The organism is Streptomyces sp. NPDC086989, assembly GCF_044745505.1.
Taxonomy (GTDB): Bacteria; Actinomycetota; Actinomycetes; order Streptomycetales; family Streptomycetaceae; genus Streptomyces.
This window is the reverse complement of record NZ_JBIVAL010000014.1, coordinates 189,636-214,122: the sequence shown is the minus strand read 5'-3', so window position 1 is coordinate 214,122 and position 24,487 is coordinate 189,636. Positions and strand designations below refer to the sequence as shown.

15 protein-coding genes are annotated in these 24,487 nt (G+C 74.3%); 8 read left to right on the top strand and 7 right to left on the bottom strand.

The window, feature by feature from the left end; all coding sequences use genetic code 11:
- Positions 1-24: 24 nt before the first annotated feature.
- The 3 genes from ACIPK4_RS30380 to ACIPK4_RS30370 are packed head-to-tail and all read left to right on the top strand — an operon-like array spanning position 25 to position 10,141.
- The gene (locus ACIPK4_RS30380) at positions 25-7,404 is read left to right on the top strand and encodes an amino acid adenylation domain-containing protein (RefSeq protein ID WP_402318454.1); all 7,380 of its coding nucleotides are present in this window, start codon (positions 25-27) and stop codon (positions 7,402-7,404) included.
- Positions 7,401-8,822 (top strand): cytochrome P450, encoded by a 1,422-nt coding sequence (locus ACIPK4_RS30375; protein ID WP_402318451.1) that lies wholly within the window; start codon positions 7,401-7,403, stop codon positions 8,820-8,822. Before ACIPK4_RS30380 ends, ACIPK4_RS30375 begins: the two co-directional genes overlap by 4 nt.
- 50 nt (positions 8,823-8,872) lie before the next feature.
- Positions 8,873-10,141, top strand: a complete 1,269-nt coding sequence (locus ACIPK4_RS30370) for an MFS transporter (protein ID WP_402318449.1) — start codon at positions 8,873-8,875, stop codon at positions 10,139-10,141.
- A 111-nt stretch (positions 10,142-10,252) separates the two neighbouring features.
- Here ACIPK4_RS30370 and ACIPK4_RS30365 read toward each other — a convergent pair whose 3' ends face one another.
- From ACIPK4_RS30365 to ACIPK4_RS30355, 3 genes are all read right to left on the bottom strand, one after another.
- Positions 10,253-13,183, bottom strand: a complete 2,931-nt coding sequence (locus ACIPK4_RS30365; protein ID WP_402318446.1) for an AAA family ATPase — start codon at positions 13,181-13,183, stop codon at positions 10,253-10,255.
- A 119-nt stretch (positions 13,184-13,302) separates the two neighbouring features.
- Positions 13,303-13,533 carry a hypothetical protein gene (locus tag ACIPK4_RS30360; RefSeq protein WP_054220842.1) on the bottom strand — a complete coding sequence of 77 codons (231 nt, stop codon included), beginning with the start codon at positions 13,531-13,533 and terminating at the stop codon, positions 13,303-13,305.
- 55 nt (positions 13,534-13,588) lie between these two features.
- A complete protein-coding gene (locus tag ACIPK4_RS30355) occupies positions 13,589-16,783 on the bottom strand; it encodes a type 2 lanthipeptide synthetase LanM family protein (RefSeq protein WP_402318443.1) in 3,195 nt (1,064 codons plus the stop codon).
- Between the two features lie 321 nt (positions 16,784-17,104).
- On the opposite strand from ACIPK4_RS30355, the gene ACIPK4_RS30350 reads away from it, so the two are divergent.
- From ACIPK4_RS30350 to ACIPK4_RS30335, 4 genes are all read left to right on the top strand, one after another.
- Positions 17,105-17,731: a LuxR C-terminal-related transcriptional regulator gene (locus ACIPK4_RS30350; RefSeq protein ID WP_402318440.1), complete on the top strand. Its 627-nt coding sequence runs from the start codon at positions 17,105-17,107 to the stop codon at positions 17,729-17,731.
- On the top strand, positions 17,728-18,171 hold the full coding sequence (locus ACIPK4_RS30345) for a response regulator transcription factor (RefSeq protein ID WP_402318437.1): 444 nt from the start codon (positions 17,728-17,730) through the stop codon (positions 18,169-18,171). The genes ACIPK4_RS30350 and ACIPK4_RS30345 overlap by 4 nt, the downstream gene beginning before the upstream one ends.
- An 88-nt stretch (positions 18,172-18,259) precedes the next feature.
- Entirely contained in the window at positions 18,260-19,135 is an 876-nt protein-coding gene (locus ACIPK4_RS30340; protein ID WP_402318434.1) for a hypothetical protein, read from the top strand.
- A 20-nt stretch (positions 19,136-19,155) separates the two neighbouring features.
- Complete coding sequence (locus tag ACIPK4_RS30335; protein ID WP_402318431.1) at positions 19,156-19,914, top strand: hypothetical protein; 759 nt, start codon at positions 19,156-19,158, stop codon at positions 19,912-19,914.
- Positions 19,915-19,978: 64 nt separating this feature from the next.
- Here the strand turns inward: ACIPK4_RS30335 and msrB are convergent, their stop codons facing one another.
- The 4 genes from msrB to ACIPK4_RS30315 form a co-directional block, all read right to left on the bottom strand.
- Entirely contained in the window at positions 19,979-20,386 is a 408-nt protein-coding gene (gene msrB / locus ACIPK4_RS30330) for a peptide-methionine (R)-S-oxide reductase MsrB (RefSeq protein ID WP_054220846.1), read from the bottom strand.
- Between the two features lie 22 nt (positions 20,387-20,408).
- Complete coding sequence (gene murC, locus ACIPK4_RS30325; protein ID WP_402318428.1) at positions 20,409-21,839, bottom strand: UDP-N-acetylmuramate--L-alanine ligase; 1,431 nt, start codon at positions 21,837-21,839, stop codon at positions 20,409-20,411.
- Between the two features lie 82 nt (positions 21,840-21,921).
- Positions 21,922-22,389, bottom strand: coding sequence for a hypothetical protein (locus tag ACIPK4_RS30320; RefSeq protein WP_054220848.1), 468 nt, complete (start codon positions 22,387-22,389; stop codon positions 21,922-21,924).
- Positions 22,390-22,536: 147 nt separating this feature from the next.
- Positions 22,537-23,316: a pyrimidine reductase family protein gene (locus tag ACIPK4_RS30315; RefSeq protein ID WP_402318425.1), complete on the bottom strand. Its 780-nt coding sequence runs from the start codon at positions 23,314-23,316 to the stop codon at positions 22,537-22,539.
- A gap of 84 nt (positions 23,317-23,400) precedes the next feature.
- On the opposite strand from ACIPK4_RS30315, the gene zapE reads away from it, so the two are divergent.
- Positions 23,401-24,468 carry a cell division protein ZapE gene (gene zapE, locus ACIPK4_RS30310; RefSeq protein WP_376192878.1) on the top strand — a complete coding sequence of 356 codons (1,068 nt, stop codon included), beginning with the start codon at positions 23,401-23,403 and terminating at the stop codon, positions 24,466-24,468.
- Positions 24,469-24,487: the final 19 nt, after the last annotated feature.

Below are 24,487 nucleotides of genomic sequence, written 5' to 3'. Positions count from 1 at the left end.
AGCCTTGATTGGACGGCACTTGCGATGACCACTGCACAGGTCGAACCCTCCACCACTTCCCCCGCTTCCCCCACGGCGCCCGCTTCCCCCACGGCGCCCGGCGGTCTCTCCCCGGCGGCCCGCCGGCTCCTCGAAATGCGGCTGCGCGGCAAGACCGCCGCCGCGTCGGCGCCCGCGGGCATCCCCCGCCTCGACCCGCGCCCCGCGCAGGCCCCCCTGTCCGCCGCGCAGCAGCGCCTGTACTTCCTCGACCAGCTCGACCCCGGCGGCGTCGAGTACCTGATGCCCGCGGCCTGGCGGTTCACCGGCCCGCTGGACGTGGCCGCGCTGAGCGCGGCGATCGGGGACCTCACGGCCCGCCACGAGCAGCTGCGGGTGGTCTTCTCCCACGAGGACGGCGTGCCCGCCCAGCGCGTGCTCCCCGCCGCCGAGGCGGCCGGCCTCGACGTGGTCGACCTGCCCCCGGCGGTCCGCGAAGGCGGCCCCGCGGCGCTCGCCGCGGTCGTACGGGAGGTGGCGCTGCGCCCCTTCGACCTGGCCGCGGCGCCCCCGTTCCGGGCCACCCTGCTGCGGATCGCCGCCGACGACCACGTACTGGTGCTGGCCATGCACCACATCGTCTCGGACGGCTGGTCCCTGGACATCCTGACGGGCGACCTGAGCGCCTGCTACCGCGCCAGAAGCGGCGGCCGGCTCCCGCAGCTCGCGGCGCCACCGGTCGAGTACACCGACTACGCGCACTGGCAGCGCGGGGCCGACGAGAGCACGCAGCTGGACTACTGGCGCACCACCCTGGCCGGCCTGACCCCGCTCGAACTGCCCACCGACCACCCGCGGCCCGCCGTCCGCACCTTCCAGGGCGCCGTGCACACCGTCGAACTCCCCGCGCCGCTGACGGCGGCCCTGGCCGAGCTCGGCCGGCGGACCGACACCACCTCGTACATGACGCTGATGGCGGCGTTCCAGGCGGCGCTGGCCTTCCACAGCGGCCAGGACGACATCGCGATCGGCACCGTCGTCGCCAACCGCGAGCGCCCGGAGATCGAGCAGCTGGTCGGCTTCTTCGTGAACACCCTGGTCATCCGCACCGATCTGGGGGGCGACCCGACCTCGGCGCAGCTCCTGGCCCGTACCCGGGAAAGCGTCCTGGGCGCCCTGTCCCACCAGGGCCTGCCCTTCGAGCGGGTCGTGGACGAGCTGAGCCCCGAGCGGGACCTGTCGCGCAATCCGCTGTTCCAGGTGCTGTTCTCGCACTCCGCGGCCACGCAGCAGGGGACGTACGCCCTCGGCGGGGCGGCGGGCACGGCCTTCCCCATCGACCTGACCACGGCGAAGTTCGACCTGACGCTCGACGTCGGCGAGGACGCGGACGGCATCCGGCTGCGGTTCGTCTACCGCCCCGACCTGTTCGAGGCCGCTTCGGTGGCCCGGCTCGCCGAGCACACCGTCGCGGTGCTGCGGGCGTTCACCGAGGCGCCCGACGTGCCGCTCGGCATGGCCGACCTGCTCACCGGCGACGAGCGGGCCGCGCTGCTCGGCCCCTGGGGTCCGGCGAACCGCCCGGCGGCGGACGCCGTGCCCGAGCCGGCTCCGCGGCCCGCCCTGGAGCGCCTGGCCGAGCAGGTGCGGCTCGCCCCCACCGCGGTGGCCGTCTCCGGCGGCGGCCGCAGCCTGACCTACGCCGAACTCGACGCGGCCTCACTGGCCCTGGCCCGGCGGCTGCGGGCCGCGGGCATCGGCGCGGAGTCCCTGGTGGGCGTCTGCCTGGGCCGCTCCGTCGACCTGGCCGTGGCACTGCTCGGCGTCTGGCGGGCCGGCGCGGCGTACCTGCCGCTGGACCCCGCCCACCCGCGGGCCCGGCGGGAGTTCACGATCGGTGACGCCGGGGTCGGGTGGGTGATCGCCGACGGCGTCGGCCGGGCCGCCGTGGAGGGGCTGCCGGTCGGCGTGATCCCGCTCGCCTCCGACGACGGCACCGACGACACCACCGGCACCGCGGCCGTGGACCCGCTCGCGGACGTGGCCCCCGGCCCGGACACCCTCGCCTACGTCATCTACACCTCGGGGTCGACCGGGCGGCCCAAGGGCGTCGAGATCACCCACGGCAACCTCGCCTGGCTGCTCGGCGCCGCCGACCGGCACTTCGACTTCGACGCCGACGACGTGTGGACGCTCCTGCACTCCCCCGCGTTCGACTTCTCCGTCTGGGAGCTGTGGGCCCCGCTGACCTCCGGCGGACGGGTGGTCGTGCTGACCGAGGACGAGGTCCGCGACCCCGCCGCCGTGCACGCCGTCCTGCGCGACGAGCGCGTCACCGTGCTCAACCAGACCCCGGCCGCGTTCAAGGGGCTGCGGGCCCATCTGGCGCAGCAGGGTACGGAGTTCGCAGACCTGGCACTGCGCACCGTGGTCTTCGGCGGCGACGCCTTCGACGCCCGCGACTACCGCGACTGGTTCGCCGTGCCCGAGGACGCGCGGCCCGCCCTGGTGAACATGTACGGGATCACCGAGACCACCGTGCACGTCACGTACCGGCTGATCACCGAGGCGGACACGGTGAGCGCCGTGTACTCGCCGATCGGCCGCCCCCTGGCCGGCCAGCACGGCTACGTCCTGGACCGGGCGGGCCGGCTGGTGCCGCACGGCACGGTGGGTGAGCTGTACGTGGCCGGCGGGGGCGTCGCCCGCGGCTACCGCAACCGGCCGGAGCTGTCGGCCGAGCGGTTCCCCCTCGACCCGTTCGGCCCGGCCGGGACCCGCATGTACCGCACGGGCGACCTGGTCCGGGTGTTGCCCGACGGCCAGTTGGCGTACGCCGGACGGGCCGACCACCAGGTGAAGATCCGCGGATTCCGCATCGAGCCCGGCGAGATCGAGACCGCGCTGCGCGCCCTGCCCGGCGTACGGGACGCGGCGGTGGTGGCGCGGCCCGACGCGCACGGCGGCGCCCGCCTGGTCGCCCACGTGGTGCTGACCGAGGGCCGGCCGCTGGACGCGCCGGACCTGCGCGACCGGCTGCGGCTGACACTGCCCGAGTACATGGTGCCCGCGCTGTTCGTCCGGCACCCGAAGCTGCCCATCACCGCCAACGGCAAGGTGGACCGCAAGACCCTGATGGCGGTGGCCGTCGAGGGGGCGGCCGCACCCGCCGGGCACGTCCCGCCGGCCGGTGCGACCGAGGAGGCGCTGGCCCGCATCTGGGGAGACGTGCTGGGCGCCGAGCGGATCAGCCGCACGGCGAACTTCTTCGACCTGGGCGGCGACTCGATGCTGGCCCTGCGGGTGATCGGGCAGGCCCGCTCCGCCGGACTGGGCCTGAGCGTCCCGGACCTGTTCCGGGCCCGTACCCTGGGCGACCTGGCGGCGCTGGCGACGGACGCGGCCGGCATCGGCGCCCCCGCGCCCGTGGAGCCGTTCTCCCAGCTCGACCCGGCCGACGCGGCCCGGCTGTTGGAGGGGCTCGACGACGCGTACCCGCTGACCATGCTCCAGGCCGGCATGCTGCACGAGATGCTGGCCGACCCGGACCGCGGCGCCTACCACAACGTCACCGACCTCAAGATCACCGTGCCGGAGGGCTTCGACCTCGGCGCGTTCCAGGCCGCGGTGGACACCGTCGTACGCGGCCACAGCATCCTGCGGTCCTCCATCGACCTGGTGTCGTTCACCGAGCCGCTCCAGCTGGTGCACCGCAGCGCCGGACTCCCGGTCGGCTACAGCGACCTGCGGGGCCTGCCGCACGAGGAGCAGTGGGCGTCCGTACGCGGCCACGTCGACGCGGAGTTCGCCCGGCGCTTCGACCTGGCGGCCCCTCCGCTGGTCCGCATCCACCTGCACCACCTCACCGACCAGGAGCTGCGGCTCACCCTCACCGACTGCCACGTCGTCCTCGACGGCTGGAGCCTGACCTCGCTGATCGCCGACCTGCTGGACCTGCACCGGCAGGCCGTGGCGCAGGGCCGGACCCCGCAGCTGCCGGCGGCGCCCCCGTACGCCGAGTACGTCGCGCTGGAGCGGGCCGCGCTCGTCGACGAGGAGGGCCTGGACCACTGGCGGACGGCGCTGAGCGACCTGAGCCCGATCCGGTTCACCCGGCGCGGTACGGAGGCCTCCGACGGCGGTCAGTTCGTGCACGAGGTGCGCCGTTCGTACGCGGCGCTCGCCGAGCCGATCGGCCGGCTGGCCCGGATGGCCGGGGTGCCCCGCCGCACGGTCATGCTGACGGCCTTCCACCACACCATGAGCCTGTTCGCCGAGCGCGACGGCTCCGCCGAGGGGCACTCGGTCGGCCTGGTCACCAACGGCCGGCCCGAGGTGCCCGGATCGGACCGGATGCGCGGGCTGTTCCTCAACACGGTGCCGTTCGGGGTCCGGCGTCCCCGTGGCAGCTGGCTGGAGTACCTGCGGGCGGCGTTCGCCGCCGAACAGGAGATGCTGCCGTACCGCAGGGTGCCGCTGGCCCGGATGGCGCAGCTGAGGCCCGGTGCGCCGAGCGTGGCGGAGACCCTGTTCAACTACGTCAACTTCCACCGGCTGTCCGGGGACAGCTGGGACGACTCGCTGGAGATCGCCCGCACCGCGTTCCCGCTGATGCTCAACGCGAGCGTGGAGTCCCTCATCCTCGACGTCGACCCCGACTACCTGGCCCCCGCCACCGCCGAGCAGCTCGCCGACCTGATGTGCGGGGTGCTGCAGACGATGACCGCGAGGCCCGAGGCGCCCGTCACGGCGCCGGCGCTGGCCGGTGAGGCGCGGATACGGGCACTGGAGGAGTGGGGCCGGGGCCCCGAACTTCCGAACACCACCCTGATGTTCCACGAGTGCGTGGCCGAGCACGCGGTGCTCACGCCCGGCGCGGTGGCGGTCCGGCAGGGCGCGAGCGAGGTCACGTACGCCGAACTGGACCTGTCTGTGAGGCAGTTGGCGCAGCGGCTGCAGGCACTCGGGGTCGGCCCTGAGGTGCCGGTCGGCATCTGCCTGGACCGGGGTCCGGAGATGGTCCGGGCCGTGCTCGGCGTGCTCCGGGCGGGCGGCGCCTTCCTTCCGCTGGAGTCCCAGCACCCGGCCGACCGGCTGAAGTTCATCGTCGAGGACAGCGGGATGCCGGTGCTGATCACCCAGGCCTCGCTGGTGGGGACCGTGCCCTTCGAGGGCCCGACCCTGGTCGTGGACGACCCGGCGACCTGGGCCGCTCCCGCCGGGGCGCCGGTGCCCGCGCCGCCCGTCACCGCGGACAACGCCGCGTACATCCTCTACACCTCCGGCTCCACGGGCACGCCCAAGGGCGTCACCATCCAGCACCGCAGCCTGACCAACATGCTGGAGGGGCAGCGCGATCTGTTCCCCGTGACCGCCGAGGACCGGGTGCTCCAGTTCGCCTCGCTCAGCTTCGACGTCTCCATCCTGGACCTGACATGGGCGCTGGCGAACGGCGCCCAGCTGTGCACCCCGCCCAGGGAGGCGCTGCGCGCGGGGGCCGATCTGGCGAACACGCTGCTCGAGTACGGGATCACCGTCGCGATGCTCGCGCCGAGCGCCCTGGCGGCCCTGGGCGAGGACCGCTTCCCGGCGCTGCGGATCCTCCAGGTGTGCGGCGAGGCCTGCCCCGCCGAACTGCCCCAGAAGTGGGCGCGCGGACGGCGGTTCTACAACGTCTACGGGCTCACCGAGACGGCGGTGTGGTCCGTCTCCACCCTCCTCAAGCCGGACTGCAAGCGGCCGCCGATCGGCTGGCCGATGCGCAACACCCAGGTCTACGTCCTCGACGAGGACCTCCAGCCGGTTCCGGTCGGGGTGCAGGGCGAGGTCTACCTCGGCGGGCGCGCCATCGGCCGGGGCTATGTGAACCGCCCCGACCTGACCGCGGCCGCGTTCGTCCCAGACCCGTACGGCGCCCCCGGTGGCCGGCTGTGCCGCACCGGCGACCTCGGCGTCCAGCTGCCCGACGGCGCCGTGGAGGTCCTCGGCCGCCGCGACAGCCAGGTCAAGCTGCGCGGATTCCGCATCGAGCTCGGCGAGATCGAGCACGGACTGCGGGAGCTGCCCGAGGTCCAGCAGGCGGTGGTCCTGCTGCGGCGCGACCTGCCCGAGCCGGCCCTCGTCGCGTACGTGGTCCCCGAAGAGGGCGTGGAACCGGTCGTCGAGCCCTTCCGCCGGGCCCTGCGGGCCAAGGTCCCCGCGTACATGGTCCCCGCCCGGTTCGTCTTCCTCGACGCGATGCCGGTCAACAGCAGCGGGAAGGTCGACAAGAAGGCCCTGCCGCTGCCCTCCGCCGACCGTCTGCACAGCGCCACCGCCTACGTCGCGCCCGGCACCCCCGCCGAGGTGATCCTCGCCGAGGTGTGGCGCACGGTCCTCGGCATCTCCCAGGTCGGCGTCCACGACGACTTCTTCGCCCTCGGCGGCAGCTCGCTGTCCACCGTCCGGGTCGCCGCGCAGGCCGCCGCCCGCGGACTGAGCGTCTCCGTACGGGACCTGCTCGAACTCCCGACGATCTCCCGGCTCGCGGCCCGCGCCACCGAGGCGGCGGCGGAGGCCGCCCGGCCCGACGGCCCGGCGGACCCGCTCACGCCGGCCCGGGCCGTCACCTCGGAGGTCCGGCTGCGCGAGGGCGAGGGCTCCCCGCTGTGGTGCGTGCACCCCAGCGGCGGCAGCGGCGCCTGGTACGTGCCGCTCGCCCGGGCCCTCCCGCCGGGGCGGCCGGTCCGGGCCTTCCAGGCCCGCGGGCTGCTCGGCGGGGTGGACCCGACCACGATCGCCGGCATCGCGGCCAACTACGCCGCCGAGCTGGCCGCCCACGGCGGGCAGGGCCCGCACGACCTGCTGGGCTGGTCCATGGGCGCCAACATCGCCCTGGAGATGGCCACCCAGCTGCACGAGGCCGGTCACACCGTCGCCCCGCTGACGCTGATCGAGCCCTACCTGCCCCACCCGGCGGCCCGCGAACGCCTCGCGGCGGTCGGCCGGGACATGGAGCGGGGGCTGAGGATGCGCGACCGCGTCCGCGCGCTGGCCCCGTCGGCGGAGCGGGTGACGGCCGTGGCCGAGCTCACCACCCTGCTGCTGGGCGCCGGCATGAGCCCCGGCGAGGCGTCCCTGGTGGAGCACGCCCCCATCGAGGTGTGGCACTCGCTGCTCACCGCGCTGGCCGGCTACGAACTGCGCCCCTATCCCGGCCATGTCCACCTCGTGGTGGGCAGCGCGGCCGCGGAACTGCCCGACGGCGAAGTGATGCCGGGGCTGGACGTGGACTTCCGGACCTACGTCGGGCGCTGGCGCGAGGCCGCGCTCGGCGGGCTGACCGTCCACGTCACCGAAGGCGACCACATGTCCATGATGTCCGAACGGCTGATGCACAAGACCGCTTCCGTGCTCGGCCGGATCCAGTCGGAGGAACGCCGATGACCGTCCTGACCACGAACACCCCCGCGACCATGAACGGCACCCCGGCCGGGACCGGGACCGGTGCCGCGGCCGCGGCCGCGACCGCGACGGGGCTGGTGTGCCCGGTCACGGGGAGGACGGCCCCGCCGGCCGCTCCCGGGGCCGCCTCCCCGTCCGCCCCCTCCGCCCCGCCGGCCACCGGCCGGGCCCGGCCCCCGGCCCCGGCGGCCGGGTTCACCGAGCGGTACCTCCTCGACCCCGCCGTCAACGCGGACCCGTACGGGTACCTGAGCTCCCTGCGCGACCACGACCCCGTGTACTGGTCGGCGATGCACCGGGCCTGGCTCGTCACCGGCCACGCCCAGCTGATGCACTGCCTGCGCGACCCCGCGGTCTCCGCCGAGCGGGTGCGCCCGCTGATGGACGCCGTACCGGAGGGCGCCCGCGAGGACGCCGAGCGGGCCTTCGCGATCCTCTCCCGCTGGATGGTGTTCAACGACGCCCCGCAGCACCGGCGGCTGCGCCAGGTGTTCCAGGAGCAGTTCGCGGCCCGCGCGATCGGCCGCTACCGGGCCTTCGTCGAACGCGCCACCCGCGCCATGCTCGCCCGCCGCGCCGTCCCCGGCCGGCTCGGGGACCTGGTCGCCGACATCGCCCGGCCGCTGCCCGCCCTGGTCTTCGCCCGCTGGCTGGGCGTCCCCCAGGCCCACGGGCCGTCCTTCTGGTACTGGAACGCCCGCGTCGGCGACCTCGTCCTGGGGGCCGCCCAGGAGGAGCGCGAGTACCGCACCTCGCTCCAGTCCCTGGTCAACCTGGACGACTACCTCGCCGACCTGGTGAGGCAGCGCCGCGCCGACCCCAAGGACGACCTGATCAGCGCCGTGCTGGCGGGCGGCCAGATCGGGAAGTCGGTCAGCGAGGAGGAGTTCGTCGGGATGCTGACGCAGATGGCCTTCGCCGGCGGCGAGACCACCAGCAACCTGATCGTCAACACCGTGCTCGCCCTGCTGGAGCACCCCGACGAGCTGGCGGCCGTCCGCGAGGACCCGCAGCTGGTGTCGATGGCGGTGGAGGAGGCGATGCGCTTCGACGGTCCGTCGAAGATGTCGATCCGCACCGCCGCCCGGGACTTCGACCTCGACGGGCGCTCCGTCCACGCCGAGGACCGGCTGTTCCTGGTGACGGCGGCGGCCAACCGGGACCCGGTGCGCTTCCCCGACCCGGACCTGTTCAGCGTCCGGCGCGGCAGCGCCTCCCACCTCGGGTTCGGCTTCGGCGCGCACTTCTGCATCGGGGCCGCGCTGGCCCGGCTCGTGGCCGGCGCGGTGGTGGACGTCCTCGTACGCGAGTACCCGGGCCTGGAGCTGCTTCCCGGGCAGCACGCCTGGCAGCCGTCACTCCTCAACCGCGCGCTGACGGCCCTGCCCGTCCGCTACTGACCACGGCCGCCCGACGGCGGCCCGACAGCCCTACGAAGGGGAGTTCGTTCATGGCTTCCACCCTGGTGGACGCGCGGTCCCGGCTGAGCGCCCCCGCCCGGCTGCCGTCGTTCCGCCTCCTGTGGCTCGGGCAGTCCCTGTCCCTGCTCGGCGACGGGTTCAGTTACATCGCCTTCTCCTGGATCACGCTCGGCCTCACCGGCTCCACCCTGGCGCTCGGCTACGTCCTCGCCTGCCAGGCGGTGCCGCGGGCCCTGCTGACCCTGGTCGGCGGCTCCCTCAGCGACACGTGGTCCGCACGGAGGCTGATGGCCCTCTCCAGCTGGGCCCGGGCCGCCCTGATGGCCGCGGTGGGCCTGGCCGGCCTGGCCGGGTCCCTCACGGTGGCGATGCTGTGCTGCGCCGCCGCCGCCTTCGGCGCGGTCGACGCGTTCTTCCAGCCGGCCCGGGCCTCCGTCCTGCCGTCCGTGGTGGACCGGGAGCTGCTCGCCCCGGCCAACGCGCTGCTGGCGGTCGCCGCGAAGGTGTCGGCCGTGCTGGGGCCGGCCGTCGGCGGCATGGTGGTGGCCCTCGCCGACGCACCGGTCGCCTTCCTCGTCGACGGGGTGTGCTTCGCCCTCTGCGGCCTGTGCGTCTCGGGCATCCGCCCGCTGCCCCGCCCCGGAGCGGACGCGGCGGACCGCGCGGACGGGGGCGCGGCCGAGCCGGCGGACGCGCCCTCGCTGGCCGCCCGGATCCGCGCCGGGCTGCGGTACGCCTTCGAGGACCCGCGGATCCGGACGATCCTGGCCGTCGACGCGGCCGTCACCTTCTGCCAGGCGGGGCCGTTCACGGTCGGCTTCGCCACCCTCGCCAAAGTCGACCTGCAGGGCGGCTCCGCCACCCTGGGCCTGCTCAACGGGGCACTGGCCGGCGGGGCGATGCTGGGCACCCTCGTCGGCGGCGCCCTGGACACCCGCCCCCGGATCGGTCTGCTGATCGCCGCGCTGGCGGGCTGGCTGTCGATCGGCACGGGCCTGCTCGGCCTCGTCGGCAACACCGCCGGGGCCCTGGCCACGGTCCTGGCGATGGGCTTCGGGATGGGCTTCCAGGGGGTCTTCGGCCTCAGCTGGATCCAGCGCACCATCGACGGCTCGGTGCTGAGCCGGGTGATCTCGGTGGACATGGTGATCGGCTACGCGGTGGCCCCGCTGTCCCTGATCGTCTGCGGGGCCCTGGCCGGATCGGGCACGGGCCCGATGTTCGCCGTCTCCGCGGTGGTCCTGGCGGTGACGGGGCTCGGCATCCTCAGCTCGCGCACCGTCCGCGAGATGCGGTGACCGCGGGCCGGCCGCGCCGGGACGCCCCCGGCGCGGGGCGGGGCGTCCCGGTGCGGCGGGCCGGTGCCTCAGGGCGCGGGGCGGGGCGTCCCGGCGCGGCGGGCCGGTGCCTCAGGGCGCCGACGCCGCGAGGGACGCGGAGAGCTCGCACAGGGCGGCGCGGTTGGTGCGGCCCGTCTTCGTGCCGAGGGCCGCGATGTGCTTCTCGACCGTGCGCGGCGAGATGTACAGGCGGTCGGCGATGTCCTTGTTGCCCAGGCGTTCCGCCAGGAGCCGGAAGACCTCGTACTCGCGGACCGTGACGCCCTGGGCGCGCAGCACGTCCGGGATGGTGCTCGAACCCGAACGGCGCTGCTGCACCGGGGCGCCCATGCGGCGCAGGGCCGCCCGGCAGGCGCCCGCGACCGCGGTGACGCCGCCCTGGTGGAAGTGCTCCTCGGCACGGCGCAGCCAGGCCACCGGCTCGCCCCAGCCGTCCTCGTAAGCGGCGTCGGCGATCAGCCGCAGGCCCAGGTGGAGCGCGGTCGCGTACGGGGCGGCGGCGCGCAGCGCCTCGGCCACGGCGGCCGCGGCCTCTTCGGGGCGGCCTTCGCGGCCCAGCAGGACGGCGCCGGCGAACAGGACGAACTGCCGGTTCCAGCGCATCCGGCCGGGGGCGGTCGCCGCGATCTCCTCGTAGGCGGCGCGGTCGGCCGCCCCCGAGAGCACGTCCAGGAGCAGGCCGATGCCGTACCGCCCGCTGAGGTAGTACGTACTGGGGTTGGTGTCCTCCAGGTCGGCGACGGCGCGCAGCTCGCGGACGGCGCCGGGCCGGTCCTCCTCGGTCAGCGCGCAGAAGGCCCGGGCGAGGCCGCGGGTCAGGGGTTCCTCCTGGGAGCCGGCCCCGTCCCAGTCGGCGAAGGCGGCGAGGGCGCTCTCCATGGCGGGCCGGTCGCCGCGGTGGGCGGCCAGGGCCGCCCGGGCCATCAGGACGTACCGGGTGGCCGGGGCCAGCCGCAGGCGCTGTACGACGGCCAGGCACTCCTCGGCGGACTGCTGCGCGGCGGTGAACTCGGCCCGCAGGACGGCGTCCAGGATCATGATGCCGTCGATGGTGTAGACGATGGTGGCCGAGCCGAGCCGCTGGGCTTCGCTCCGGGCGGCCAGCAGGGGGGCGGTGGCGCCCTCGGTGAGCCAGTAGTTGCCGCCGATCCGGGTCAGCGCGTACATGCGCTGGAGCGGCAGCTGGTGCTGTTCGGCGGTCTGCAGGGCCGATTCCAGCAGGGCGGTGGCCTCGTCGAAGTCCCGTTCGCGGGCGAGGGTGGCGAGGAGTTCCAGGGCCTGGCAGGCGACGGTGGCCAGGCCGTGGCGCTGGGCCGCCTGGAGCGCGGAGTGGGCGAGTTTCTCGGCGAGTTGGGTACGGTCGGGACCCGGGGTGTCGAGGGCGAGGTAGGCCGCGGTCACGTCGGTGGAGGCGGCGCAGGCCTCGTCGGGGTGGGCGGCCAGGAGGGATCTGGCCTGGGCTATCTGTCTGTTGCCGTCCTCCCAGCGGCCCGCGGTGTGGGCGACCTTGGCGAGCCGGGTGTGCAGCGCGGCGAGCCGGCCGGCGCTCAGGCCGCTGCCGCCGAGGGTGTGCAGGTTCTCCGCGAACCCGAAGGCGCGGGCGAAGTCGCCGGCTTCGGCGAGCGCGGGCAGCAGGGCCTCCAGGGCGTCGCTGCGCCCGGCGGCGTCCTGGCTGGCGGCGAGCAGCCGTTCGGCGCGGCTGAGCAGGGTGATCGCGGAGCCGATCGCGCCGGCCGCCAGGGCGCGCAGCCCGGCGTCGGTGAACAGCCGGCCGGCCTCGGCGTCGTCACCGGCCTGCGAGCGCAGCTCCGCGACCAGGGGGCACCAGTCGCCTTCGAGGTCCGGGTACAGCGCCTGGACCGCGTCCGCGGCGCGGCCGGCCATCGTCGCCCGGTTGCCGGGTGTGAGCTGGGTGAGCAGGGCCTCGGCGGTGAGCGAGTGGCGGAACGCGTACCAGTCGGGGGCGGGTTCGTCGGGGACGACGAGCTGGGCCGCGACGCCGGCGTGCAGGTGGCTGAGGAGTCCGCGGTCGTCGATGCCGGTCATCCGCTGGAGCACGGTCAGCGGGAAGCGGCGGCCGATCACGGCGGCGGCGGACAGCAGGGTCAGCCCCTGTGGGCCGAGCCGGTCGATGCGGCGCAGGATCCCGCGGGCGAGGGCGGTCGACACGTCGCTGCGCAGGTCGCCGACGACGCGCCAGCCGTCCTCGAAGCGGACGAGGGCGCCGCTGCCGATCATCCCCTGGAGCAGTTCCTCGACAAGGAAGGGGCTGCCGGAGCTGTCGTCCCAGAGCCGGTCCAGGGCCGCCCCCGGGACGAGCTCGGGTTCGGTGTCCAGCTGGGCGGCGATGACGGCGCCGACCTCGGGGCGGGTGAGCGGGGCGAGTTCCAGTACGGTCCCCACGCCGCGCCGGCGGGCCGAGTCGGCCATGTCGAGCGCGTCGCAGGGCTCCGTACGGATGGTGGCCAGGAGCACGACGTTGGTGTACTCCAGGTTGTCCACCAGGTATTCGACGACCGCGAGCGTCTCGGGGTCGGCGTCGTGCAGGTCCTCCAGCAGGAGGAGCTGGCCGTGTTCCCGGCCGGTGGCGATGAGCAGCCGCAGGACGGCCTCGCCGAGGATGACCATGGAGCTGTTGTTCTGTGCGTCGCTGCTCCAGTCCGGGATGATCCTGCCGAGTGCGGGCCGGTAGGGGCCCAGCGGCAGGTCGTCCAGGGAGGTGCCGTCGAGCGGGCCGCTGCGGAAGAGCGACATGAGTGCTTCGGTGAGTGGCCGGAAAGGGATGGTGGGGCCGGTGGTGCTGCTGCGGCCCCGCAGGGCGCGCATGCCCATGCCGAAGGCCATGCCCACCGCTTCGGCGGCGAGCCTGGACTTTCCGATTCCGGCCTCACCGACCAGGAAGACGACACCGCCGCGTCCTTCGCCCGCGTCGGTCAGTGCCTGCTTGATCTCCCGCAGTTGCGGGTCACGACCGACGATGTACCGCGAACGGGAACGCATGTCCGCAATCTAGTTCATGCGAACGGCCGATTGTGCGACGAAAGTTGGCCGTTTCGAACAAAGGCGGAGTGGAGATCCGGGAGAGATCCGGAGAAGATCGGACACGGACCTCCGGCGCACTACCAGGTGACGTTCGGGGCCGACACGCTGGTGTCGATCGAGCTCAGGGTGATGACGATGCCGCTGGTGAGCACCACACCGGCCAGAGCACGGGCCCGGGCGCACGCCTTGTTCCGTCCCGACAGGGTGATCCCGCCGGCCGGGTCCTCGGTCCGCGCCTCGGCGGCGGCCGTGGCGGCGGCCTCGTCGGCGGCGGTGACGGACTGGGCGTTGACCTGGGGCTTCTGCATGGTGATGAGTACCTTTCTCGTGACCTGATGGGGAGTGGTGCTCAGTGCCGAAGTGCTAGGCGCCGGGGTGCACGGCGGGTTCGAGGAGCAGGACGGACGGGACGGCCTCCGGGAAGCCCAGCCTGAGCAGGGCGTATCCGATGCCGGAGAGTCCGGTGAGGAATCCGGGGGACGGTACGTGGTCGGGGGTGCCGCAGCGGTGGCCGTGATCCTCGAGTCGGCCGAGAATCTCCCCGGCGCGGTGACCGAGCGCGGTCCGGGCCCCTTCATGGCCCTGCCCGGCGAGGACGCCCAGCGGTTCCAGGGATCCGAGGGCGCCGCGGTGCAGGCCGAGGTCGGGTGATTCGGAGGGTGCGCCCAGCAGGGCGGCGCACCGGTCGAGTGCCGCCGTGGGAACGGGCCCGCCCGCGGTGCCGAGCGCGTCGGCGGCGGCCAGCGCGGTGCCCGCGAGGCCGCTGTGCCAGCCGAGGTCGGCGGGGCGGAGCAGGGCCGCGTCCAGTGCCGGCCGCAGGAGCGCGGCGCCGGTGCGGGCGTACGCGGCCCCCGGCTGCCCCGCCTCCTCGCGGGCGGCGGCGTGGCGCAGCAGCGCCCAGCCGATGCCAGCGTCGCCGTCGGCGAAGCCGGGGGCCGCCGGGTGCCGTTCGGCCAGGTGCTTCTCGGCCCGGACCAGCAGCCGGTCGGCGAGCCCCCGGGCGGCTCCGTCGGCCGGCGCCCCGTACGTGCGCTGCGCCGCGACCGCGGCGGCCAGGGCTCCGGCGAGGCCGTCGGCCAGACCGGCCGGTCCTTCGCCGCCGTCCTCGGCATCGGCGTCGGCGGCGCGTTCCAGGGCGGCGAGCGCGTCGGGAAGGCAGTCGCCCAGGCCCCCGCCGAGCAGCGGGGCCAGCCGGGCCGCCGTGTAGACGATGCCTCCGAGCCCGTGCAGGGCGCCGGGTCCCACCGCGGCCGCCAGCCCGGGGTCGCGGGCCAGTGTGGCCAGCAGCGTGGGGAGCGGCCGTACGGCCTGCCGGGCGAGCGCGGTGTAGCGCTCGGCGCCGGTCAGGGCGCCGAGCTGGGCCAGGAAGAGGGCCACTCCGCAGTATCCCTGGGCGAGTCCGCCGCCCATCGGCAGGACGGCCCAGTGCTCGCCGGACACCTGTTCCAGGCCGAGCCAGTTGACGCGTCCGCCGCCGTGCACGGCCCGCGCGGAGATCTCGTCGGCGATCCCGCAGGCCGCGGCCAGCAGCCGGGACGGCTCGGGCACGACGGCCGGCGCGGCCGGCCCGGCCAGGGTGGAACGGGGGCCGCCGACGCTGAGGTTGGCCCCGGTGACGGCGAGCGTCGCCGAGATGATCCACTCCTGGTCGTGGCGGTCCACCTCCCCCATGGCGGCGATCTTGGCACGGGCGGCGCTCAGGCTCGGGGCCGGCAGGACGCCGTCGAGGCGGGTGCCCCGGGAGGTCACCAGCGCGGTGTCCGCGGGGTGGTGGAAGAAGAGCGGCACGTCCCCGGACCACAGGTCGGCGATCTCGTCCTCGATGAGCCGGCGGCGGGCCGGGTCGTGCTCGGACTCGGCCCAGAGCACGGCGAGTACGCTCTCGCGGGTCAGGGCGTCGTGCAGCAGGTCGGGGTGGGTGGACTCGTCCAGCAGGGTCGTGTAGAGGCGGGTCGAGCGGGCGATCAGGCGTCCGGGGCTGGTGGCCCAGCGGGCCAGCAGCCCGCCGTCGCCGCCTTCCTCGTCCGCGTCGCCGAGGAGTTCCGCCCGGTGCTCGGTGATCGCGTCGTACCCGGCCCGGAACCCTTCCAGCAGCGCCGCCCGGTGGTCGGCGTGGCCGGCGGCCCTGCCCTGCGGCGACGGCCGGTTCTGCCCGGCCGCGCCGGCCACCGGGGCGCGCTGCAGCCGCATCACGTCCGTCCCGGCGTCCTCCCAGCGCAGCCCGTCGCTGGGGTACGAGCCGCCGTCCCCGCCGCCCAGCGCCGAGATGTCCATGGCGCCGTTCTCGCCGATCAGCAGGCTCGGCAGCAGGCAGGTGCGGTACACCGAGGAGGCCAGGGCGTCCGCGGCCGGGTCGCTCCCGCAGGTCACGGCTGCGGGCAGCCCCGAGTGGAGCAGGGTCTCGGCGTCCACCAGCACCGGCTGGTCACCGCAGGCGATGACGTTCTCGTAGTGCATGTCCACGCCGTCGACGGCGTAGAGGAGGGCGAGCAGTGCGCCCTGGCGCCGGTAGAACCGGTCGAGTTCGGTGGGTGAGCCGCACCAGGCGTGCTCGATGAACTCCAGCCAGCCGTACCCGTCGCCGCGCACCGAACGCGGGGTCCGCAGGCCCAGGCCCGGGACCTTCTCGTTGGTCCAGCCGACGACCCGGTCCAGCAGCAGGTGCTGCTCCAGCGGGCGGGGCTTGTACACGACGGTGGCGCCACCGGCGAAGTGCAGCAGGGCCACGGACCGGTTGCCCTGGTGGACGTCACCGCGGCCGAGGTCGAGGCGTACGAGGGCCCCGGGGTCGGTGCCGTGCAGCAGTCCGGCGACGATCTGCGCCCGGTCGGCGGTGAACCGGTCCAGCAGCTCCACCGTGGCCGAGGCCGCGTGCCCGCAGGCCTGGCCCAGCATCCGGGCCAGCACCGGGTAGCGGGTGAAGAGCTCGGCGAGTCCCCGCCGGGTGGCGAGCCGGGCGGTGAAGGCCGCGAACCGCTCCCGCGGGGTCTCCCCCGCCAGCAGGCCCTCCGTACGGGCCCGGTGGAGTTCACGGACCAGGGTGCGGGCGGACTGGCGGACCAGCCGGTCGCCGAGCCGCTCCTCGAACGCGGTCCGCACCACGGCGAGTTCGTCCCGGGACAGGTCGAGGTGCGCGGCGGCCTGCGCCCAGGCGGAGTCGATCAGGGGGCGCAGGGCGGGCAGGAACACCGCGGCGCCGTCCGCGTCCGCCGCCGGGGGCAGGGACCGGCCGGGGGTTGCGGGGGCCGCTGCCACGATCTCCTCGACGGCGCGGGCCCACTGCGGCGCGTCCGTGCGGGAGGCCAGCCGACCGGGCGCCTCCGCCGCGAGGGCGTACGCCGCCTCCTCGGTGGTTCCCAGGCTCGCCAGCCGGGCCGCGAAGCCGTCCGTGTCCCCCAGGGACCACGCAGCCGGTCGGCTGTGGGGGGCGTCGGCCGGCGCGGGTACCGGGGTACCCGGGGCGGCGAGCCGCTCCCGCAGGTTCAGGGCCCGGGCCCACCAGGAGGGGGCCAGGCCGCCGACCTGGGTTTCTTCGGCGGTGGTGGCGGTGTCAGTCACAGGAGAAAACTCGCAGAGGGCGGGGGCGGCGCACATGGGGGCCGATCCCCCATATTCCGCGGAGCGGCCCCCATGGCCCCCGGTGGCCTGCCGTACGCGGTGGTGCGGGGGCCGCCGGCGGGGCCCGTGCCGTACGGGTTCCGCCAGGTCGTGGGGCTCCCGGAGGGCTGGCTGCGCAGGAACCCTGGCTGCGGCGGCGGTCCTTCACAAATGTGGGGGCCGTCGCCCGATGCCGCCCCCGGTCCGCGACCCGCAGCCTGTGTCCAGTGCCCCTTCCGCCCGTCCGGCACCCCGGCCGGCGGATGATCATCGGAGGACCTGGTGGGAGTACCCGTCCCTGTCGACGTCGTCGCGTTCGACCCCGTGCTGGAAGCCGGAACCAAGAGCACCCTGTTCGCCTGCCCCGAGGTGTCCCTGACGGCCCCGGGCGGCGCTCCGCGGGTGGTGGTGATGACCGTGGACCAGGTCGGCCGGCCCGAGCTCGACGTCCTGCGCACCGTCCGCGACACCCCGGCCCGGCCCGATGTGGTGCTGGTGGCGGGCGAGTTGGCGCCCGACGGCGCCCTGCACGCCATAGCGGCCGGCGCCCGCGGACTGCTGCGCCGCCGCGAGGCGGACGTCACCCGGCTCTCGCGCGCCGTACTGGCCGCCTCCCGCGGCGACTGCACGCTGCCGCCGGACCTCCTGGACCGGCTGCTGGAGCGCTCCGGCGCCGGCGGCCGGGCGGCCGGCGCGGGCGCGGACCCGTGGGCCGCGGCGGGCCTGAGCGACCGGGAGCGCAGCGTGCTGCGCCTGGTCGCGGACGGCCACGAGACGAACGAGATAGCCAAACAGTTGTGCTATTCGCCGCGGACCGTGACGAGCGTGGTCCACGACATCACGCAGCGGTTCCGGCTGCGCAACCGCGCCCACGCGGTCGCCTACGCCCTCCGGGTGGGCCTGCTGTGAGCGCCCTCGCCGAACTCACCCGCGGGAGCGTGCCCGTACGCGTCCCCGCCCCGCCGGACCGGCTGAGCCTGCTGCGTCAGGCCGGCGACGGACGGATGCCGTACCCGGCCCTGGTCCGGCTGCTCGGCGGGGCCGCCACCGCCGCCACCGCCGCCACCGGCACCCCCGTCACCGGCTCGGCAGCCACCGCCCCGGCCGCCGGCACGACGGCCGCCGCGCCCCGGTACGCGGCGTCCCCGCCGGACGCCCCCCGGCTCACGGCCCGGCAGACCGCGGTGCTCACCCTGATGGCGGAGGGCCACGGCAACGCGGTGATCGCCCGCACCCTGTCCTGCTCGGAACACACGGTCAAGAACGTGATCTACGAGCTGATGTCCCGCCTCCAGGCCCGCAACCGCGCCCACGCCGTGGCCCGCGCGGTGCGGCACAGCCTCATCTGAGACCGCCCGTGTCCGGATACACGTCCACGGTACGGAGGCAGCGGTGCACGGTCGGCGCTCATGACGGCGCGCCGGGGGGTGGTGCGGCATGAGCGGCGAGTTTCGCCAGCGGGCGGAACGGATCGCGTTGGGCCTGATGGCCGCATCGGGTGTCGTGGTGCTGCTGGCCGATCTGTTCGGCTGGCTCGACGCGTTGGCGCCCGGGGGTGCGCTCCCGAAGGTCACCCTGCTCATCCTGAGCACGGTCACGGTGTTCCTCCTGCTGGAGATCGACCGCCTGAGGAAGCTCGACGACGTACAGGCCCAGGTCAGCGCGCTGGACGCCAACATCGAGGCACACCTGTCCAAGCTGGACGTCGACGCGGTCGCGCAGCGGCTCAAGCAGGAGCACTACAGCGGCGTGGTCAGGGTGCACCGGCGCTTCCCCGAGGACGAGTTCACCGAGTTCGCGCACCGCGCCGCACGGGAAGTCGTCATTTTGCAGACGTGGATCCCCAATCTGGAGCACATCGAGCCCGCGTTGCGCAAGGCCGTCGTCGACCGGCGGGTCCCCGTGCGCATCATGCTGCTGCACCCGGCGTCGCCCGTGGCGGGGCTGCGGGACGAGGCGTTGACGGCCGTGCGCGATCGCGCGCTCGCGGTGGACGTGAGGGCGAGCGTGGAGCGGTGCCTGGCCGGCCTCGCCGAACTCTGCCTGGGGATCCGTCCGGAGAGCCGTGCGCTGCTCCGGGTCCGCGTGTACAACTCCCTGCCGTCCATCGCCGTGTTCAAGGTCGACGGCCACTTCCTGGTGAGTTCGTTCCTGCACGGCCAGCTCGCCATCGATTCCACCCAGACCGAGATCGACGGCGACGACACCGTCATGGGCACGGAGGTCCGCAAGGAGCTCGACACCCTGTGGCGCATCGGCCGCGACGTGGACCTGGGCGACTGGCGCAACTCCATCGGGGACATCAGCCTGTGAACCACGGAAAGGTACGGCCCATGCCCATGCCCATGCCCACACCGCTGCACGAGCTGGACGCGTTCGAGGACGCACTGGTCGCGCGGTTCGAGGAGCACCCGGTCCTGGCGGGCATCTCGCTGCTGCCGGACGAGGACTTCGCCGCCCTCCTGCTCCAGCGGCGTTTCGTCTCGCTCGCCTTCACCCCGTCCTACGACCTGGCGATCGACCTGCTGCGCGACGAGGCCGGGAAGCGGATCGCCCGCGTCATCCTGCGCGAGGAGTACCCGGGCGGGGACGGGCACACGCCCTCGCACCGCGAGGACATGACGCACGACCTGGGCCTGCTCGGGATCTCCCGGGACGCCCTGGTGGCGTCGAGACCGACGGCCGCCACGCGCCGCTCCGTCGAGGACGCCTTCGAGCTGATCGCCGCATCGGGCGCCCACGACGACTGCGACCTGCGGCTGCTGACCGTCCTGCGGTTCTGGGGCGAGGTCCTGGTCTCCGCCGAGTACGGACGGCTCTGGGAGCGGATGGGACCCCGGTTCGCACGCGGGGGCGAGAACCGCTCGCGCTTCTACCACCCGCACCGCGTCCACGACGCGAAGACCCAGCCCCTCGCGAGGGTGTCCCTGCTCTCCGGCTCCCATTCCGACCGCCTGGCCGCCCGGGTGACCGAGCTGCTGGCCCGCGAGGGGTCGAGCGACTGCTTCAAGGAACTGGAGGAGCGTTCCGTGCAGCTCAAGACGGCCTTCTACGACCAGTTCCTCCCGGCCCTGGACCGCGTGGGCGTCTGACCGGAGCCCCGGCGGGCGGGGCCCGGCGGGGCTCCGGTGACCGAACGAGCGGCGGGCCGCCGCCTCAGCCCTCGTCGGGCGTCAGCCGCAGCGAGATGGAGTTGATGCAGTAGCGCTGGTCGGTGGGCGTGGGGTAGCCCTCGCCCTCGAAGACGTGGCCCAGGTGCGAGCCGCACTTCGCGCACAGCACCTCGGTGCGGACCATCCCGTGCGACACGTCCGCCTTCAGCTCGACGGCGTCGGAGTCCTTCGGGTCGTAGAAGGACGGCCAGCCGCAGTGCGACTCGAACTTCTCCGTGGAGCGGAAGAGCTCGGCGCCGCAGGCGCGACAGGAATAGACGCCGGCCGTCTTGGTGTCGGTGTACTCACCGCGGAACGCCGGCTCGGTGCCGGCCAGGCGCAGCACCTGGTACTCGGACGGCGTCAGCTCGGCCTGCCACTGCTCGTCCGTCTTCTCGACCTCGTACGACATGACTCTCCCGCTCCCTCGTCGCTCAGTCCGTCAGCCGGGCGAGGATCGCCGGACCGAGGTCCGTGACGTCTCCCGCGCCCATGGTGAGAACGAGATCACCGGGCTTGGCCATTCCCGCGATCACGTCGGCGACGGCCGTCTTGTCGTGCTCGGCGCTGACGTCGGCGCCCGCGGCGCGGGCGGCCGCGATGATGATCTCGCTGGTGACGCCGGGGATCGGGTCCTCCCGGGCCGGGTAGATGTCCAGGACCACCGCCGAGTCGGCGAGGGCGAGGGCCTGGCCCATCTCCTTGCCCAGTTCCTGGGTGCGGGAGAAGAGGTGCGGCTGGAAGACGACCAGGATGCGGGGGTCTCCCCCTACGCCTTCGGCGTGGGAGGCACCCCCACGGACGGCCCCCCGGATGGCCTCCAGGTCGGCGGTCATCTCGGTGGGGTGGTGCGCGTAGGAGTCGATGACCTGCACGCCCGCGGCCTCGCCCTTGAGCTGGAGGCGGCGCTTGACGCCGGTGTACTTGCCGAGGGCGGAGGCCAGGTTGTGCGCCGGGATGCCGAGGGCGACACCGGCGGCGAGGGCCGCGACGGCGTTGTGCGCGTAGTGGCGGCCGGGCACGGAGACGGTGAAGGTGAGCATCCGGCCGTCGATGACGACGGTGACCTCGCTGGTCAGACCGCGCGGGGTGATCTTCGTGATGCGGACGTCGGCGCCCTCCTCCTCGCCGTACGTGACGACGTTGAGGCCCTCGTTGCCGCGGACCCGGCGGGCGATCTCGGCGGCGCCCGCCTGGCCGTGGGCGACGACCAGGGTGCCGCCGGGCACGATCTTGCCGACGAAGGTCTCGAAGGACGCGTAGATCTCCTCCATCGACGCGTAGTTCGCGTGGTGGTCGAGCTCCGCGTTGAGGATGATCGCGACCTGCGGGGTGTACTTGTGGAAGCTGCGGTCGCTCTCGTCCGCCTCGGCCACGAAGATGTCGCCCTCGCCGTGGTGGGCGTTGGAGCCGGGGGCGTCCAGGTCGCCGCCGATGGCGTACGAGGGGTCCAGGCCCAGCGCCGACAGGGACACCGCCAGCATCGAGGTGGTGGTGGTCTTGCCGTGCGTACCGGCGACCGCGATCGGCCGAAGGCCGTCCATCAGGCCGGCCAGCGCGTCGGAGCGGTGCACGACCGGGATGCCGAGCTCGGCGGCGCGGGCCAGCTCCGGGTTGTCGGCGCGGATGGCGCTGGAGACGACCACGCTGGTCGCGTCCTGGGCGAGGTGGCCGGCCGCGTGCCCGATGTGGACCGTGGCGCCGTGGGCGCGCAGCGCCCCGGCGGTCTCGGAGTCCTTGGCGTCGCTGCCGGCGACCTGTGCGCCGCGCTGGGCGAGGATCTTCGCGATGCCGGACATGCCGGCGCCGCCGATGCCGATGAAGTGCGGGCGTTCCATGGCGTTCGGCAGGCCGGGCGGCGTCATACGGGATCTCCCCAAGGTGCGGGTCGGTACGTCGGGGGTCTCGGCGGTGCGGACCGGCCCGGCGCGTGTGTCGGACGCCAGCCTATTCGTTGTGGGCGAAGAGCTTCAGCACCGGAACCCCCACCTTGTGGCGCGCGCGGGAGGCCCAGTCCCGGTGGAAGAACTCCTCGACGAAGTGCGGGGCGGTCAGGACGATCACCTCGTCGGCGTTCGACTCCTCCACGACGGCCTTCAGCTTGTCGAGCGGATGGTCCTCGATGATCTGCCCGCTGGCCTTGGCGCCCTTCTTGCGCAGGGCCTCCAGGGAGAGCACGAGCGCCTGCTCGGCCGGGCCGCGGGCGGAGTGGCCCTCGGGCACGTCGCCCTCGCGGAGCGCCTCGGGCAGCTCGCCGAGCGCCACGTCGTCGATGGCGCGCAGCAGCCGGTCCTGGTCGCCCCGGGGCTGCATGAGGACGAGGAAGGAGACCGGGTCGTCCCCGTGCAGGCTGGTGACGAAGTCCACGTCGAAGCCGGTCAGCGGCTGCTCGATCATCAAAACGCTCGTGAACACGGACGCCCTCTCCTTCATGGGCCGGGGCCGGTCGGCCGGCCCCTGCGGAAACCATCCTGCCCCGCTCTCACACGGGGCCGTGCGGGATATCTCTGCCCAGGTATGTGCCCGGCGGAAGCAAAGCGGAACAACAAATTCCGCCCCTGTTCAGATCCGACGGTAGCTCGTGAACAGGAACCCGGCCTCTTCCAGTACCGAGGCGGGCGCCAGCCGGTGCGGCACGGCCACCGGGGGCCCTCCGGAGATCCGCTGGGCACCTCCGGCCACCAGCGTCGGCGAGACGGTCAGGCACAGCTCGTCCAGTGCGTCGGCGGCCACGAACTGCCCCAGCAGCCGGGGCCCGCCCTCGGTGAGCTGGCGGCGCAGCCCCCGGTCGGCGAGCTCGCGCACCACCCGGTCGGGTTCCGCACCCGCCCCCTCGCCGGCCAGCACGACCTCGACCCCGGCCGCGGCCGCCGCCGCCACCCGATCGGCGGGTGCGGCCGCCCCGGTCACCAGGAGTGTCGGTACCAGGGGGGTGGTGAACAGGGGAAGGGAGAAGTCCAGGTCCAGCCTGGCGGAGACCACCGCGACGGCGGGCGCGGGCCCCTGCCCGGCGGCCTTGCGCCGGGCCGCGAACGCCTCGCGGGCCCGGGCCGGGCGGTACCCCTCCTGGCGAACCGTTTCGGCACCGACCACCACCACATCGGCCAGAGCCCGCAGGGTGCCGAAGATCCGCATGTCGGTCTCGCCGGAGATCGGCTGCGAGCGCCCGTCGTGCTGGGCCGCGCCGTCCAGGGTGGCCACCATGTTGGCCCGCAGCCAGTGACCCTCCGCGCCGAACGAGGGGTACGCGTACGCATCCGCCAGCTCGTCCAGCGACCACTCACGGTCACCGCGGTCCGCGGGGGCTGATGTCTGATCGGTCACAGGGAACAGGCGTCGCATCGGTGCAGTGTGCCACGCCCCGTAGAGTTAAGAGCTGTGTCAACATCACTCTCCACCTCCGGATCCACCTACGGGCGACCCCCGATAGCCGGCCCGGGCGACGCCGGCCCCCAGGCCCTGTGCGCCCGCGAGCCCCGGGTCCCCGCCGAGCGGCTGGTGGCCGAGATGGTGCCGCCGCCGCGGTTCGACTCGGTGCGCTTCGACACCTACGACCCGGACCCCGGTCAGCCCAGCCAGGCCGAGGCCGTCACCGTGCTCAGTGGCTTCGCGGCCGGCCTGGGCGGATCCCACGCGAGCGGCGGCGGCAAGCGCCGCTGGTTCGCGAAGAAGGCCCCTGCCGCCCCCGTGGCCCCGCGCGGGGTCTACCTCGACGGCGGCTACGGCGTCGGCAAGACGCACCTGCTGGCCTCCCTGTGGCACGCCACCCCGGCCGAGCCCGCGCTCAAGGCCTTCGGCACGTTCGTGGAGCTGACCAACCTGGTCGGCGCGCTCGGCTTCCAGCAGACGGTCCAGACCCTCGGCGGCCACCGCCTCCTGTGCATCGACGAATTCGAGCTGGACGACCCGGGCGACACCGTCCTCGTGTCCTCACTGCTCAGCCGCCTGGTCGAGCAGGGCGTGGCGCTCGCCGCCACCTCCAACACCCTGCCCGGCAAGCTCGGCGAGGGCCGCTTCGCCGCCGTGGACTTCCTGCGCGAGATCCAGGGCCTGTCGGCGCACTTCCGCCCGCTGCGCATCGACGGCCAGGACTACCGCCACCGCGGCCTGCCGGAGGCGCCCGCGCCGTTCACCGACGAGCAGGTCACCAAGGCCGCGTACGCGACCGAAGGCGCGAGCCTGGACGACTTCCCGAGCCTGCTGGAACACCTGGCCCGGGTCCACCCCAGCCGGTACGGCGCCCTCACGGACGGCATATCGGCGGTCTGCCTGACCGACGTCGGCCCGGTCCCGGACCAGTCGACGGCGCTGCGGCTCGTGGTCCTCGCGGACCGGCTGTACGACCGCGAGATACCGGTCCTGGCGTCCGGAGTGCCGTTCGACCGCCTGTTCAGTGAAGAAATGCTGAACGGCGGCTACCGCAAGAAGTACTTCCGGGCCATCTCAAGGCTCACCGCACTGGCACGCGACGCGAAACCCCTGGTGTCCCAGTAGGTTTGGGGACGCCGGCCCG

Excerpts from the sequence above, each read along its gene's own strand:
- murC (WP_402318428.1), bottom strand. The coding sequence starts at position 21,839 with ATGACGCCGCCCGGCCTGCCGAACGCCATGGAACGCCCGCACTTCATC.
- ACIPK4_RS30360 (WP_054220842.1), bottom strand. The coding sequence starts at position 13,533 with ATGCAGAAGCCCCAGGTCAACGCCCAGTCCGTCACCGCCGCCGACGAG.
- ACIPK4_RS30340 (WP_402318434.1), top strand. The coding sequence starts at position 18,260 with ATGAGCGGCGAGTTTCGCCAGCGGGCGGAACGGATCGCGTTGGGCCTG.
- ACIPK4_RS30375 (WP_402318451.1), top strand. The coding sequence starts at position 7,401 with ATGACCGTCCTGACCACGAACACCCCCGCGACCATGAACGGCACCCCG.
- ACIPK4_RS30315 (WP_402318425.1), bottom strand. The coding sequence starts at position 23,316 with ATGCGACGCCTGTTCCCTGTGACCGATCAGACATCAGCCCCCGCGGAC.
- ACIPK4_RS30370 (WP_402318449.1), top strand. The coding sequence starts at position 8,873 with ATGGCTTCCACCCTGGTGGACGCGCGGTCCCGGCTGAGCGCCCCCGCC.
- ACIPK4_RS30365 (WP_402318446.1), bottom strand. The coding sequence starts at position 13,183 with ATGCGTTCCCGTTCGCGGTACATCGTCGGTCGTGACCCGCAACTGCGG.
- ACIPK4_RS30335 (WP_402318431.1), top strand. The coding sequence starts at position 19,156 with ATGCCCATGCCCATGCCCACACCGCTGCACGAGCTGGACGCGTTCGAG.
- ACIPK4_RS30380 (WP_402318454.1), top strand. The coding sequence starts at position 25 with ATGACCACTGCACAGGTCGAACCCTCCACCACTTCCCCCGCTTCCCCC.
- msrB (WP_054220846.1), bottom strand. The coding sequence starts at position 20,386 with ATGTCGTACGAGGTCGAGAAGACGGACGAGCAGTGGCAGGCCGAGCTG.